Origin of the sequence: Nocardia sp. XZ_19_231, assembly GCF_015355705.1 — a bacterium.
Classification (GTDB): Bacteria; Actinomycetota; Actinomycetes; order Mycobacteriales; family Mycobacteriaceae; genus Nocardia; species Nocardia salmonicida.
On sequence record NZ_JACUZI010000003.1, the window covers coordinates 424,047 to 438,942 of the forward strand.

At 68.4% G+C, this 14,896-nt stretch carries 12 protein-coding genes; 9 read left to right on the forward strand and 3 right to left on the reverse strand.

Annotated elements, in window-relative coordinates; genetic code table 11:
- Positions 1-10: 10 nt before the first annotated feature.
- Entirely contained in the window at positions 11-931 is a 921-nt protein-coding gene (locus tag IBJ82_RS15230; protein WP_194826564.1) for a zinc-binding dehydrogenase, read from the reverse strand.
- A gap of 192 nt (positions 932-1,123) precedes the next feature.
- On the opposite strand from IBJ82_RS15230, the gene IBJ82_RS15235 reads away from it, so the two are divergent.
- From IBJ82_RS15235 to IBJ82_RS15265, 7 genes are all read left to right on the forward strand, one after another.
- The gene (locus tag IBJ82_RS15235) at positions 1,124-1,966 is read left to right on the forward strand and encodes a helix-turn-helix domain-containing protein (protein WP_194826565.1); all 843 of its coding nucleotides are present in this window, start codon (positions 1,124-1,126) and stop codon (positions 1,964-1,966) included.
- Between the two features lie 4 nt (positions 1,967-1,970).
- A complete protein-coding gene (locus tag IBJ82_RS15240; protein WP_194826566.1) occupies positions 1,971-2,372 on the forward strand; it encodes a VOC family protein in 402 nt (133 codons plus the stop codon).
- 125 nt (positions 2,373-2,497) lie between these two features.
- Positions 2,498-4,750 carry a carbon starvation CstA family protein gene (locus IBJ82_RS15245; RefSeq protein WP_194826567.1) on the forward strand — a complete coding sequence of 751 codons (2,253 nt, stop codon included), beginning with the start codon at positions 2,498-2,500 and terminating at the stop codon, positions 4,748-4,750.
- Positions 4,747-5,046, forward strand: a complete 300-nt coding sequence (locus IBJ82_RS35365) for a YbdD/YjiX family protein (RefSeq protein ID WP_370585321.1) — start codon at positions 4,747-4,749, stop codon at positions 5,044-5,046. The genes IBJ82_RS15245 and IBJ82_RS35365 overlap by 4 nt, the downstream gene beginning before the upstream one ends.
- A 68-nt stretch (positions 5,047-5,114) precedes the next feature.
- Positions 5,115-6,635 carry an AlkA N-terminal domain-containing protein gene (locus tag IBJ82_RS15255; RefSeq protein WP_194826569.1) on the forward strand — a complete coding sequence of 507 codons (1,521 nt, stop codon included), beginning with the start codon at positions 5,115-5,117 and terminating at the stop codon, positions 6,633-6,635.
- Complete coding sequence (locus IBJ82_RS15260) at positions 6,628-7,140, forward strand: methylated-DNA--[protein]-cysteine S-methyltransferase (RefSeq protein ID WP_194826570.1); 513 nt, start codon at positions 6,628-6,630, stop codon at positions 7,138-7,140. Before IBJ82_RS15255 ends, IBJ82_RS15260 begins: the two co-directional genes overlap by 8 nt.
- A 126-nt stretch (positions 7,141-7,266) precedes the next feature.
- On the forward strand, positions 7,267-7,920 hold the full coding sequence (locus IBJ82_RS15265; protein WP_228537142.1) for a YitT family protein: 654 nt from the start codon (positions 7,267-7,269) through the stop codon (positions 7,918-7,920).
- Positions 7,921-7,946: 26 nt separating this feature from the next.
- Here IBJ82_RS15265 and IBJ82_RS15270 read toward each other — a convergent pair whose 3' ends face one another.
- The gene (locus tag IBJ82_RS15270; protein ID WP_194826571.1) at positions 7,947-11,363 is read right to left on the reverse strand and encodes an AAA family ATPase; all 3,417 of its coding nucleotides are present in this window, start codon (positions 11,361-11,363) and stop codon (positions 7,947-7,949) included.
- Between the two features lie 49 nt (positions 11,364-11,412).
- On the reverse strand, positions 11,413-12,600 hold the full coding sequence (locus IBJ82_RS15275) for an exonuclease SbcCD subunit D (RefSeq protein WP_194826572.1): 1,188 nt from the start codon (positions 12,598-12,600) through the stop codon (positions 11,413-11,415).
- Between the two features lie 183 nt (positions 12,601-12,783).
- Between IBJ82_RS15275 and IBJ82_RS15280 the strand changes: the two genes are divergently transcribed.
- Both IBJ82_RS15280 and IBJ82_RS15285 read left to right on the forward strand, forming a co-directional pair.
- Entirely contained in the window at positions 12,784-13,932 is a 1,149-nt protein-coding gene (locus IBJ82_RS15280) for a DNA recombination protein RmuC (protein ID WP_056816028.1), read from the forward strand.
- 51 nt (positions 13,933-13,983) lie between these two features.
- On the forward strand, positions 13,984-14,829 hold the full coding sequence (locus tag IBJ82_RS15285) for a DUF6542 domain-containing protein (RefSeq protein ID WP_194826573.1): 846 nt from the start codon (positions 13,984-13,986) through the stop codon (positions 14,827-14,829).
- The last annotated feature ends 67 nt before the right edge of the window (positions 14,830-14,896 follow it).

Consider the following 14,896-nt stretch of genomic DNA (forward strand, 5'->3'; position numbering starts at 1 on the left):
CGAGCGGCGATCAGGGTACGAGGACGACCTTGCCCAGGTTGGCGCGCTGCTCGATGACCGCGTGCGCGGCGGCGGCATCGTCGAGCGCGAACTCGGCGTGCACGACCGGGTGCAGCAGACCGGAGGCGTAGTACTGCCAGACCTCCTGGCGCAGGTCCTCGTAGCGGGCCGGGTCGCGCTGGGCGAGACGGCCGATCCGGAAACCGGTCAGGGTTTTGCCACCGGCGAGGAGATCCTCGGTGTCGATGAGGCCGCCGCCGGTGCCGTAGGTGACCGCGCGGCCGCCTTCGGCGAGACCGGCGAGGGTGCCGTCGAGACCGGTGCCGCCGACGCCGTCGAGGGCGTAATCAGCCTGCTTGCCGCAGTGCAGCTCGCCGTAGGTGAAGACCTCGTCGGCGCCGAGTTCGCGCACGAAATCGATCTTCGACTCGTCGGACACCGCGCCGACCACCCAGCTCGCTCCACGCACCCGCGCCAACTGCACCGCGAGATGGCCGACACCACCGGCAGCGGCGGTGACCAGCGCGGTTTCGCCCTCACGCGGGGCGGCGGTGTCGAGCGCGCCGAGCGCGACGAGCCCGCTGCGCATCAACGCGACGGCATCGACCGCGGAAGCGCCGTCCGGGATGGCGGAGGCCTGGTCGACCGCGAGCACGACGTACTCGGCGTAGGCGTCGGAAGTGCACAGCCCGACCACCCGATACCCGACGCCGTATCCGTCTACCCCGTCACCGACCCCGACGACCTCACCGGCGACTTCGGCACGCATCTGCGTGACCGGCGCGGCACTGATCCGCCGGATCGCCGACAGCGTCACGCCGATGGCCTCGACCCGGACCAGCAGCTCACCGACACCGGGTACCGGCATCTCGGCCGCGACGACCTCGAGCATCTCCGAACCACTGCTGCGCTCGTACTGAACCCGCCGCATGACACCTCCTACAGAATTGAGCGAAGGCGCAACATTAACCGGCTGACCTCGCGTTTCCACAGGCCATCGGCCTGCGAGTGCGAAATCTCACCGCCTCCGCCGCACGGCGGAGAGCACCTTCTCGGTCCGGTTACCCCGCAGCGATGCCCGAGACGCGTGGGCAATCCCACACCCCCGGCGTAGCGTTGCCCTATGGAGGCGACCACGGAGGTGGTGACCGCGGCTCCCGCGCCGGTGCTGGCAGCGTTCATCGACCGGTACGTGGGCTATCGGCTCGCGGGTTTCGAGCCCGGCTTGCACCGCGGCCTGCCATCACGGCACATGACGTTCATCGTCGCCATCGGCCCCACCATCGATGTCATCGAGCAAACCGACCCGCACCAATCCCCCGGCAGCTATCGCTGCGTACTGAGCGGCTTGCAGGCGAGCCCAGCGATGATCGCGCACACCGGTTTTCAGGAAGGCGTGGCGATCGAACTGACCCCGCTGGGTTGCCGGGTGCTGTTCGGCATGCCCGCGAGCGAACTGTGGGACACCTCGATCGAATGTTCCCAAGCGCAAGCCACTCTCGGTGACCAACTCGCCGATGCCGTGCAATCGCAACAGGATTGGCCGAGTCGATTCGCCGCGTGCGACCGGGCCCTGATCGCGGCGGCACGAACCGACATTCTCGCCGGTCCCGAATTGACGTGGGCCTGGCGCGCTCTCGTCGAGACCGGCGGTACCTATGCGATCAACCCGCTCGCCGATCGGATCGGCTGGACCCGCCAACACCTGACCCGCAAGTTCACCGCCGAATTCGGCGCGAGCCCGAAACTGGCTGCGCGGATCATCCGGTTCGAGCGCGCCAGGCGCATGCTGGCGAGCACCCCGTCCTATATCTCCATCGCCCAGGTCGCGAACACCTGCGGCTACTACGACCAAGCCCACCTGAACCGCGACTTCGCCGAACTGGCGGGCGTGGCCCCCACCGCCTGGCTCGCCGAGGAGATTCCATCCGTCCAAGACCCGGAGGCCGGACCAGCGAGAGGCTGAGCACATGGAAACTTCAACGAACACCGTCTGGCCCTGCCTCGCCTTCGACGACGCCCGCGCCATGGTCGAATTCCTCACCACCGCTTTCGGTTTCGAAGCAACCGCGGTCTACGCCAGAGAAAACGACGACTCCGTCGTCGAACACGGCGAACTGCGCTGGCCGGGCGGCGGCGGCATCATGTTCGGTTCCACCGGCCGTGACGACAGCCCCTTCGGCACGCGACCACCGGGCGTCGCCAATCTCTACCTGGTCACCGACCGGCCCGATGCGCTCTACGACCGGGCGAAGGTCGCGGGCGCGAGGATCATCCGCGACCTGCGCGACGAGGACTACGGCTCCCGCGGCTTCAGCGCCGCCGACCCGGAAGGCAACCTCTGGAGCTTCGGAACCTACCGGGGCGAATGACCAGCTGAACAAAACTTCATTCTGCGCACGATCGTGTGCGAACCTCTCCGTCGCAGTTCTGCGATCAGCTACGTTGTCGATTGCTTCACCCGAGGCTCTGCGCGTTATACAGGAGAGTTGAGTCAATGGCGACCATCGAACATCTGCGGACCGACCCGGACTTGCCTCCGGTCGGTGTCGTCGATCGCACGCCGATCACGCCCGCCAAGAAGGCCGTGTTCGCGGGGATCGCCGTACTCGGCGCTGTCGCGTGGACGATCATCGCGTTTGTGCGCGGCGAGTCCGTGAACGCCGTGTGGATCGTGATCGCGGCGGTCTGTACCTACATCATCGCTTACCGCTTCTACGCGCGATTCATCGAGTGGAAGATCACCAAGCCGCGCGACGACGTGGCCACGCCCGCCGAAATCTATGACAACGGCAAAGATTTCATGCCGATGGACCGGCGGGTGCTCTACGGACACCACTTCGCCGCGATCGCGGGCGCCGGTCCGCTGGTGGGTCCGGTGCTGGCCGCGCAGATGGGTTATCTGCCCGGCACCATCTGGATCGTCGTCGGCGTGGTGTTCGCCGGTGCGGTGCAGGACTACCTGGTGCTGTGGGCCTCGACCCGTCGACGCGGTCGCAGCCTCGGCCAGATGGCGCGTGACGAGCTCGGCGTCGTCGGCGGTGTCGCGGCGATCGTGGCGATTCTGGTGATCATGACGATCCTGCTGGCGGTGCTGGCGCTGGTGGTGGTGAACGCGCTCGGTGAGAGCCCGTGGGGCGTGTTCTCCATCGCGATGACCGTCCCGATCGCCCTGTTCATGGGCATCTATCTGCGGTATCTGCGGCCGGGTGCGGTCGGCGAGGTCTCCGCGATCGGCATCGTGTTGCTGCTGGCCGCGATCATCGGCGGCGGCTGGGTATCCGAAACCGAGTGGGGCGCGGACTGGTTCACCCTGTCGCGCACGACCATCGCGTGGTGCCTGATCGCCTACGGCTTCATCGCCTCGGTGCTGCCGGTGTGGCTGCTGCTCGCCCCGCGCGACTACCTGTCGACGTTCATGAAGGTCGGCACGATCGTGCTGCTCGCGGTCGGCATCCTGATCACGATGCCGGTGCTGAAGGCGCCCGCCGTCTCCGAATTCGCGCACACTGGCGCCGGTCCCGCGTTCGCGGGCAGTCTGTTCCCGTTCCTGTTCATCACCATCGCCTGCGGTGCGCTCTCGGGTTTCCACGCGCTGGTCTCCTCCGGCACGACGCCGAAACTGATGGCCAAGGAATCCAACGCCAGGATGATCGGCTACGGCGGCATGCTGATGGAGTCGTTCGTCGCGATCATGGCGATCATCACCGCCTCGATCATCGACCAGCACCTGTACTTCGGTATGAACGCCTCGGCCGGACTCACCGGCGGCACGGCCGAAGGCGCTGCCAAGTTCACGAATTCGCTCGGTCTGTCCGGCCCGCCCGCGACGCCGGAACTGTTCACCGACGCGGCCGCCGATGTGGGCGAGAAGTCGATCGTCTCGCGCACCGGTGGCGCCCCGACCCTGGCGATCGGCATCTCCGAGGTCTTCTCCCAGTTCCTCGGCGGCTCGACGATGAAGGCCTTCTGGTACCACTTCGCGATCATGTTCGAAGCGCTGTTCATCCTCACCACCATCGACGCGGGCACTCGGGTGGCGCGCTTCCTGGTCTCGGACGCGCTGGGCAACTTCGGCGGCGGGTTCAAGAAGTTCCGTGATCCGTCCTGGCGGATCGGCGCCTGGCTGTGCTCGCTGATCGTGGTCGCGGGCTGGGGCGGGGTCCTGCTGATGGGCGTCAATGATCCGTTCGGCGGCATCAACGCGCTGTATCCGCTGTTCGGCATCGCCAACCAGCTGCTCGCCGCGATCGCGCTGATCGTGGTGCTCACGATCATCGTCAAGCGCGGGCAGTGGAAGTGGGCGTGGATTCCCGGTGTTCCGCTGGCGTGGGATCTGGTGGTCACGATGACCGCGTCCTGGCAGAAGATCTTCTCCGACGATCCCAAGGTCGGTTACTGGAAGCAGCACAGCCTGTGCGAGGCGGCCAAGGACGCGGGCAAAGCCTGTCTGACGGCGAAGACGCCCGAGCAGGTCGACATCGCGATCCGCAATACCTTCATCCAGGGCACGCTGTCGATCGTGTTCGCGGTGCTGGTGCTGGTCGTCACCGTCGTCGGTGTGCTGGTGTGCGCGAAGGCGATCCGCACGGGCACGGTGACCAGCACCGAGTCCGAGGAGCAGCCGTCGAAGATCTTCGCCCCCAGCGGATTCGTCGCCACGTCCACGGAGAAGAACGTGCAGAAGGAATGGGACGCGTTGATCGCCGAGGGCAAGGTGAGCGCGCCCGGATCGGCGCACGTCTCGTGAGTGTGGTCAGGGATGCGGACGGCCGGTTCAGTGGATCGGCCGTCCGTGCCCCTGCGGTTGTCGCCGGGCCACTCGACACCGATCCCGGTGGGCCTCGAGAGATTCTCCGGCGAGTCTGGGCGGCCCTGCGGGGCATCGCCCGCTGGTACAGCGCGATCAACGGCGGCCAGGATTACGAGCGCTACGTCGACCACCTGCGCCGTAATCATCCGGAGGCTCCGGTGCCGTCGGTGCGCGACTACTGGCGCGAACGCTATGCCGAAGCCGAGCGAAATCCGACCAATCGCTGCTGCTGATCGGGGTTCACGCCCCTGAGGGATCGGTGGCCGATTTCCGCTAGCACCCCGCCGGGACTGGTGCCATTGTGGAACTCGTGACCATCACTGCTTCGGACTTCGAGGGCTGCTACCGGGCGGTCTCCACCCGCGACTCCCGCTTCGACGGGCAGTTCTTCACCGCGGTGCGCACGACCGGCATCTACTGCAGGCCCTCGTGCCCGGCGATCACGCCCAAGCGGGCCAATGTGTCGTTCCTGCCCACCGCGGCGGCGGCGCAGCAGGCCGGATATCGCGCCTGCCGTCGGTGCCTGCCCGATGCCGCGCCCGGTTCACCGCTGTGGAATGTGCGCGCCGATCTGGCCGCGCGGGCCATGCGGTTGATCGGTGACGGGATGATCGAGCGGGGTGGGGTGCCCGGGCTGGCCGCCACCCTCGGTTATTCGCAGCGTCAGCTCACGCGGGTGCTCACCACCGAACTCGGGGCCGGTCCGCTCGCGCTGGCCAGGGCACATCGTGCGCACACCGCGCGGCTGCTCATCCAGACCACCGAGATGCCGATGTCGGATATCGCGTTCGCGGCCGGGTTCGCCAGCATTCGGCAGTTCAACGACACCGTGCGCGAGGTGTTCGCGGTGAGTCCGACGACGATGCGGACCGAGTTGCGCCGATCGCCGCGCGCCGATGTCGTCGCACCGGGCACGCCCGGTCTGCTGACATTGCGGCTCCCCTATCGCGAGCCGCTCGATACCGGCTGGCTGACCTGGTTCCTCTCGGCGCACGCGGTGCCGGGGATGGAGCTGTGGGAGGACGGCGCGTACACGCGCAGCCTGCGTACTCCGCACGGCCACGCGACAATTCGGCTGTCGTTCCAGCCGGGGCATGTGCGGGCCGAGTTGGCGCTGCGGGATATGCGCGATCTGGCGCCGACCGTGGCCCGGGTGCGGCATCTGCTCGATCTGGACGCGGATCCACTCGGGATCGACAGTGCGCTCGGTATCGGTTCCGGTGAATCGGATGATGCCATCGCGGGGCACGGGTTCACACCGGGAATCCGCGTGCCGGGGTGCCTCGACGGCTCGGAGTTGTTGTTGCGCACCACGATCGGGCAACAGATCTCGGTGCGGGCGGCGGGGACGCATACCGCGCGGCTGGTGGATGCGCTCGGTGAGCGGATCGACGGGCCGGTGCCTCGACTGTTTCCGACGGCCGAAGCGGTCGCCGAGCGCGGCGCCGAGGTATTGACCGGGCCCGTGCGCAGGGTGAACGCCATCGTTGCCGCGGCACGAGCGATCGCCGACGGCGAATTGGTCCTGCATTCCGGTCGCACCGCCGCTGACCTGCGGCACGACCTGCTCGCGCTCGACGGAGTCGGGCCGTGGACGGCCGACTACGTCACCATGCGATCGCTGGCCGATCCCGACATCCTGCTCGACACCGACCTGGTGGTTCGTCAGGGTGCGGCGCGAGCGGGAATCGACCTCGACGACACCACCCACTGGGCGCCGTGGCGCTCCTATCTGTCCATGCACCTGTGGAAGACCGCGCTCGAACATCGTGGCGCGCTTGTCCGTGAACCTTCTCTCCAGGAAGCGAAACACCATGACTGACACTGCTCTTCGTCGCGCCGATGTCGCGACGGTCAGCACGCCGATCGGCCCGTTCACCACCGTCGTCGACACCGACGGCGCCGTACTCGCCTCGGGCTGGACCGGGGACGCGGCCACACTGACCGGCCTCATCCACGCCACCTTGCGCCCGACCGAACTGCGGCAGCGGGATTCACTCGGCGCGGTCACCCAGGCCGTCGTCGACTATCACGCGGGCGACCTCACGGCGATCGACGCGATTCCCGTGCGTCAACGGTCGGGCGAGTTCCTGGTCCACGCCTGGGAAGTCCTGCGCAAGGTGCCTGCGGGCGAGCCGGTGACCTATACCGAGTTCGCCGGCCTGTCCGGGCGTCCGGCGGCTACGCGGGCAGCGGCCAATGCCTGCGCGCGCAACTCCGCCGCACTGTTCGTGCCGTGTCATCGCGTGCTGCGGATCGGCGGCGCGCTCGGCGGGTTCCGGTGGGGGCTGGAAGCCAAGGCCTGGTTGCTCGCGCACGAGGGATGAACATCCGCTAGGGCGGGAGCTCGGGGCCCAGCGCACGGCGGTTCGACGTCATCCAGACCACCGATCAGGCCAGATATATCCGATTGGCTCTTTTTTCTAGGTCCAGTTGGCCGGATTCTATTACCTATGCTCACTCGTCGCCTGGTCGCGCTCTACGTCGGTTTGTGGTTGTACGGGACATCGATGGCAGTGATGATCCGGGCGGGACTCGGGCTCGACCCGTGGGATGTATTCCATCAGGGGGTCGCCGCGCATGTGCCGTTGAGTTTCGGTGTGGTGACCGCGCTGACCGGGATCGCTGTGCTGCTCGCCTGGATTCCGCTACGGCAGCGGCCGGGGCTCGGGACCGTCAGCAATGTGGTGGTGATCGCGATCGCGGTCGACGTCGGGTTGTGGTTGATCCCGGCCGTGGACGCGCTGTGGCTACGGGTTCTCGCCATGGTTGCCGCGGTGGTGGTGAACGCCGCGGCGACGGTGCTCTATATCGGTGCGGGCATGGGTCCGGGACCGCGCGATGGACTGATGACTGGACTGGTCGGGCGGACCGGCTGGCCGGTCTGGTCTGTTCGAACCGGCATCGAAGTCTCGGTGCTGATCACCGGCTGGTTCCTCGGCGGCAGCGTCGGGATCGGCACGCTGGTCTACGCCTTCGGGATCGGGCCGCTGGTCCAGCTGATGATCCCGCTCGTCGACGGCCGTCTTCCCGGGTTCGCCCCGATTGTCCGCCAGGAAGCGGAGCTGCCTGTGGAGCGTCCGCAAGCACCCGCCGCGCCGTGCTGATCGCTTCGTCGGGCTGGTTCGGATGACTAGGCCACCGTGGCCTCGAGGTGCGAACCCGTGCGACCGCGCAGGACATGCAGGCGCGTGGGGATGCGCTGGCGCATTTCGTCCACGTGGCTGACGACGCCGACCACGCGGCCGTTCGCGCGGAGTTCGTCGAGAACACCCATGACGGCGTCGAGGGTATCGGCGTCGAGGCTGCCGAAGCCTTCGTCGATGAACAGGGTGTCGAGGACCAAGCCGCCGGACTCGGCGGCGACTACATCGGCGAGGCCGAGCGCCAAAGCCAGTGAGGCCATGAAGGTTTCACCGCCGGATAGGGTTTTCGCGGAGCGGACGACGCCGGTGTAGTCGTCGCGGACGTCGAGGCCGAGGCCGCCGCGTCTGCCCCGTGGACCCGCCTTGTCGGAGTGGACGAATTCGTAACGGCCGCCCGACATTCGGCGTAGCCGCAGCGACCCCGCCACCGCGACCTCTTCGAGCCGAGCCGCGAGGACATAGGAGCGCAACGACATTCGCCGGTTGTTCTCGCCGCGACCCGCCACCACTTCCGCCAGAGCAGCCAGTTCGTCGAATTCACGCTGCTTGGGGGCGATCCGCTCGACCTCTCCCCACAGCTGCGTCCCCAACTGCTCGAGCTGGGCCACCCGCTCGGTGGCCGCCGACTGGGTTGCCACCGCCGCGGTAAGCGCGCTCTGAGCTTCGGTGAAGCGCTGCTCGAGTGTGTTCAGGTCGCCCGGGGCCTGTTCGGCGACGGCCTGGATCTGTGGTTCGGCGAGCACCGCCTCGGCATGCGCACGGGCCCGGTCCGCGGCGGTGAGTTCGGCTTCGATCGCGGCCTGCTGCCGCGCGGTCCGCGCGACGGCGGTGACGACCTGGGCGTAGGCGGTCAGGAGAGCGATGTCGTCGCGCGGGGCTGCCGGCTCGACGGCCGAGGCTTCGTCGGCGGGTTCCTCATCCAGGGGGCCTTCGTCGAACAGGTCGAACAGGCTGGGCATTTCAGGCTCGGCACGGATCGCTCGCGCGGGGCTCCCGGTCGCCTCCTCGTCGGTGTCGAGCTCGGCGTCGACATCTTCAGCCGCGGTTCGGCTGGTGGTCACGACTGGTGAATCGAGTACCTCCGACGGCACACGCTCCTCGTACCCTTCCGGCACGAGACCGGCAGTGCGGGCGAGGTTTTCCACGCGGGCGGCGATGGTGCGGACGGCGTCGCGAGCGGTCGATTCCTCGGTGCGGGCAGTACGGAGCGTGGTGGCTGCGGTGATGAGCGATTCGAGGCGGGCGGTGCGGGCGTCGACGGTGTTGTCGGCGCCCGCGGCGGTGCGCAGCCGCGCGGTGAGTTCGTCGAGGCGGTTGCGGGTGGTGGTGATGTTGGCAGTAATGGTGCCGAGGCGGGCGTCGAGGTCGCGGGACCGGTCGTGGAGGGCGGTTTCCTCGGTGCGCAGAGCCTCGAGGCGGCTGGTCAGGGCGGGGCCGCGCTCGGCGGCTTCGGCGGTGTCGTCGAAGCGGTGAGTGGCGGTGCGGACCGCGTCGGCGAGGGTGACGGGGTCCGCGTCTCCACCGCGGGCGGTCAACGCCTCGATCTCGCGTTCGATGACGCTGATGCGATCGGCGATGCGATCACGCGCGGCCTCGGCGGACTGTTCGGCGGTGTGCGCGGCGTCCTCGGCGTCCTTGGATACCGCGTCGTCGGTGGGCCGCGCCGGTTCAGGATGTTCGGCAGAACCGCAGACCGTGCACGGCGCACCGTCGGTGAGCGCGCCCGCGAGCTCGGCGGCCATGCCCGCGAGGCGGCGGGCCCGCAGATCGAGGACCCGTTCCTTGGCTTCGAGGTGAGCGCGCCAGGCGGAATCGTGTTCGGTCCGCGCTTTGTCCAAAGCTGGTCGGCGACGCGCTATGTCGACAGCGGCCGCTGCCGAGTCCTGCCACTTGCTCAGCTCGTTGCGAATCCCGGGCAACGCGGCGGCCGCATCGGTGGCCTCACGCAACTGCTCTTGAACCGAGCCGATCGCGGCCGGCAGTTCGAGCCGCCGCTGCGCCAACTCCCCCGAACGCTGTGTAAGACGACCGGCTTCTCCCTCGTGCGCGGCGAGATCGGCGGTGAGCTGACGCGCGGTCGCCACATCAGCACGAACCTCACCGAGCACACCGAGCAACGCGTTCCACTGACTGATCGCGGCATCGAGATCGCCCCGAACATCCCCGACACCGGCGCCCGCAGCCCCACCACGGACCGACCCACGTCCCTGCTGCCCCGCGCCGACTGGACCGCCCGACAGCAGGTCCGCTGACGTGCCTTGGTCGGGCTGCCCACCGTCCGGTGTGGCGGCGCGTCCATCGACCGGCTCATCCGTCACCACGGTCAGCCGGTCTACTCCCGCGATGTCGGCGGCGGCGGGTGCCCTCAGCTGGTCGGCCAGTTCACCGGTGGCGCTACGGGTCGCAGTCTCCGAACGGCGCAGGGTGCGGACCGCGGAGCGCGCCTCGTCGATGGCGTGGACGACGGGTTCGGCGCGGCGGGCTTGGCCCAGTTCGTGTTCGAGTTCGGTGCGGCGCGGGGAGGACGCGGTGTAGGTGGCCAGTTCGGTGCGGGCTGCTGCCATGCGGGCGTGCAGCCCGGCGACGCGACGTTGTTCTTCGGCTTCGGAGCGGGCCTGCGACGATTCTTTCTGGCGCAGTTCGGCATTCGTGGTCGCCTCGGCGAGTGCGGTGCGCGCGGTGGCGAGAAGCTCCTGGGACCAGGTCACCGCGTCGAGTACGCCGACCGATTCCGCGCCGCCGTAGCCCCCGGCCATACCGACCTTGGTGATCAGGCGGTCGATGCCCTGTTTGCGGGAATCCAGGTCGCCCGCGGCGGCGCGGCGGCGATCGGACAGCCACTGCTCGGCCGTCCCGAAACGTTGGGTGTCGAAGAGCTTTTCGAGCAGTTTCTCGCGGTCCTCGTTCTCGGCGCGCAGGAATTTGGCGAAGTCGCCCTGCGGGAGCAGCACCACTTGGAAGAACTGGTCGGCGCTCATACCGAGCAGGCGCAGGACCTCGTCGCCGATATCGGTGATGCGCGAGAGGTTCTCGCCGCTGCCGTCGAGCCAGGTGAGGGTGGCCTGGGGTTGCAGAAGCCGGGTTCCGGTGCCGGTCTTCTTCGGGCGCTCGAATTCGGGTGAGCGGGTCAGGCGAAGGAGGCGGCCGCCGAGCGTGGCTTCCAGCACGACGCTCGGTGGCGTCTGCGGATCGGCATGATCGGAGTGCAGGCGTTTGCTCTCGCCGCGCGCACCGGGCACCTTGCCGTAGAGGGCGAAGGCGATGGCGTCGAGGATCGTCGTCTTGCCCGCGCCCGTATGCCCGTGCAGCAGGAACAGCCCGTCGGCGCCGAGCGCGTCGAAATCGACGACAGTGGTCTCGGCGAACGGGCCGAACGCGGTGAGTTCGAGCCGGTGCAGCCTCACGCGATGCCACCACCGGCGAGAGTCGCCACTGTGCACGCGACGCGTGGGCTCACGCAGTCAGCTCCGACGAAACCGGCGCCCGGCCGGATTCGGCACGGACCGAGTCGTTTTCGCTCACCGCGGCGGCCAGCGCACGCTCCACCCATGCCATCTCCCCCTTGCTCGGTGTGCCACGCACGTCGGTCAGGAAGCTCGCCGCGACCTCCGCGTCGCGACGACCGTGTACCCGCTCGCGGTAGTGCAACTCCGGATTACCTTCCGGGCGTGCCCATTCCACGTGCACCGCGTGCGGGAATCGCCCGCGCAGTTTACGCATCGGGTCCACCGGGCGGGTGGTGTCGGTGAGCGTGGCCGACACGTAATGCTCCTCGGCCGCGGCGTATTCGGTATCGGTGAGCAGGGATTCGATGGTGCCGGTGAGCCTGCTGAGCCCGCGTACCAGCGGCAGATCGTGGCGACGCACCGAGGCGAGCCCCTCGGCATCGAGGTCGACGATCCACACCGCTTTGCGGTGCGAACTCTCACCGAACGAATACGGCAGCGGAGACCCGCTGTAGCGCACCGACTCCGACAGTGTCTGCGGCGAATGCAGGTGTCCCAGCGCCACATAGTCGATGCCGTCGAAGGCCGACATCGAGACCGTCTCCACACCGCCCACCGAGATGGACCGTTCCGATCCCGTCGCTTCCCCGCCGACCACGAAGGCGTGCGCCAGCACCACCGTGCGAGTGCCGGACCTGGCGGCGATATCGGCACGGATCCGCTCCATCGCGGCATCGAGGATCTCCGCGTGCGAATGCGCCTGCGGCACACCGAGTTCTGCCCGGGTGATCTCCGGTTCCAGATACGGGATGCCGTAGAACGCCACGTCACCGTCGCCGTCGGAGAGCACGATCGGCCGGTCCGCGTCGGCAACCCGCGTGCACAGATGCAGGCCACCGGCCGCGGCGAAGCTGGCGCCCGCGCCGAGTCGGGCGGGCGAATCGTGATTGCCCGAGGTGGCGACGATCGTCGCGCCCGCCGCTCGGATCGCCTCGAATCCGCGATTGCAGACCCCGATGGCATCGGCATTGGGGATGGAGCGGTCGTAGATATCGCCGGGCACCACCACCACGTCGACCGATTCGGCCGCGACCAGCTCCGCGACGGCAGTCAGCACCCGTGCCTGATCGGCCAGCAGGTCGACACCGTGAAAGGTGCGCCCGATGTGCCAGTCGGAGGTGTGCAGGATCCGCATGTCGCGAACCGTAGGGCACACCCCCGACAGAATTCAATCGACGCACCACACGCGTGTAATTCACCGGCGTGCCGCACAGCGCGGCGCACATGCTGCCGAGATGGCCTGGCGACTTCGCCACGACCGTCCCCGGTTTGCCGGGGAATTGCGACTTTGTCGGTGGCCTCGGGCAGTATCGCCGACATGACCGCTTCGATGCTCGTCGCGCTCGTCTTCGTCTTCGCCGCAGGCTTCGGTCTCGGCTGGTTGGGGCATTCCGCCCGTGGTGGGCAACGCGCCGCCACCGCGGAAGCCCGGCTCGCCGCGGCCGGGGACAATCAACGGTTGCTGCAGCAGTCACTGCACTCGGCCAATGAGGATGCGGCGCGCAGGCATTCGGCCGCGATCGGCGCGATGGTCGATCCGCTGCGCGACGCGGTCGGAGCGTTGGAGCAGCAGATCCGACAGGTCGAGCACCATCGGATCGACGCGTATTCGGGATTGCGCGAGCAGGTCGCGGGCATGCAACGCACCTCGCATCGGCTCTCCGATCAAACCGGTCAGCTGGTCGCGGCGCTGCGTGCGCCGCAGGTGCGCGGCCGGTGGGGCGAGATCCAGCTGGAACGGGTCGTCGAACTGGCCGGGATGACCCGGCACTGCGATTTCGACACCCAGGTGAGTCGGCCCGGCGGCGACGATCGCGGCGTGGTGCGTCCCGACATGGTGGTGCGGCTGGCCGGCGGCAGACACATCGTCGTCGACGCGAAGGTGCCGTTCTCGGCGTATCTGGACGCGGCGACCACCGACGATCCCAGCCAACGCACGCAATTACTGGCCCGCCACGCCAAGCACCTGCGCGCCCACGTCGACCAGCTGGCCGACAAGGCGTACTGGGCGGCCTTCGATCCGGCACCGGAGTTCGTCGTGTTGTTCGTGCCCGGCGACCCGTTCCTCGACGCCGCGCTCACCACCGATGCCGACCTCCTGGAGTACGCGTTCGGCCGGAACGTGATTCTGGCAACCCCCACTACATTGATCGCGCTGCTACGAACGGTGGCGTTCAGTTGGCGGCAGGAAGCGCTCTCGCGCGATATGGCAACGGTGCAGCAACTGGGTAAGGAGCTCTACACCCGGCTGGGTAAAGTCGCCGAACATCTGGACAATCTGGGCGTGAATCTCGGTAAGGCCGTAGCGGCTTTCAACGCGACAGTGGGCTCGGTGGAGTCGCGGGTCATGGTCACCGCGCGCCGGATGCACGATCTCGGCATCGCCGATCAGGAGCTCCCGGCAATCCGACTCACCGAGACCCGACCACGCGTCGTCGCGTTCGCCGACGCCGAGGATCGCATCTGAGATCCTCGTGCCGTGGCGCCTATGGGAGCTATGTGCAGTTAGTGTCATAGTGTGGCTGCTTCCCAACGTGCGCGACCCCGGGTGCCCGCGCCGCAACGTTCGATCGTGCCCTCGGTACCCGGCATCCCCGCCTGGGCCGCGATTCTGATCGCCGCGGGTGCGACGGGTCTCGGGTTCTTGATCGACGGACTCGGCGGAGAGACGTATCCCACGGGCACGTTCTCGGCGCTGTATGTCCTCGGCTGCGTGCTCGCCGTCTGCGCGGTGCGCTTCCGCGGTCTGTTCTCCACCATGGTGATGCCGCCGCTGCTGCTGTTCGTCGCGGTACCGGTGGCCTGCCAGATGCTGGGTGGGCGTGCCACCACCTCGATCAAAGACGTTCTGATGAACCTGATCATCCCGCTGGTGGAGCGCTTCCCGACGATGGCGCTGGCGACCGTGCTGGTACTGGCGATCGGTGGCGCCAGGATCGCGATCGCCAAGCGTGCGCCCCAGACGGCTCGCCCCACCCCGGAGCGCAAGTCCGAGCGCAAGCCGGTCAAGCGCCGTCGCCCCGAGCCGACCCCCGACCTCGCCACTGCCGCCCGCAAGCGACCGCGCCGCGGCACCGCGGTCCTGGACGAGCCCGACACCGAGGTCGACATGGCGAGCCCGGCTCGCCGCCCCGCCAGGCCCGCCGAACCCAAACGCGCCCCCGCCGCCGCCAGGCCCCGCGAGCCCCGCGCCGCCCGTGGCGAGCCCCGCGCCGCCCGTGCCGCGGCCCCGCCGCGCGAGGCCGAACCCTCCCGCGTCCCGCGCCGCCGCGGCGAAGCACCGCCCCACCCCCAACCGAACGTGCGCTACCGCGACCGCGCCGACTCCACCCGCACAGAACGCCGCCGCCCAGACAACGTCTGAGAAACGAAAATCCCCGCCGTAACAAACGGCGGGGATTTTTCTTTATCGCCCACTGATCCAGCAAGAA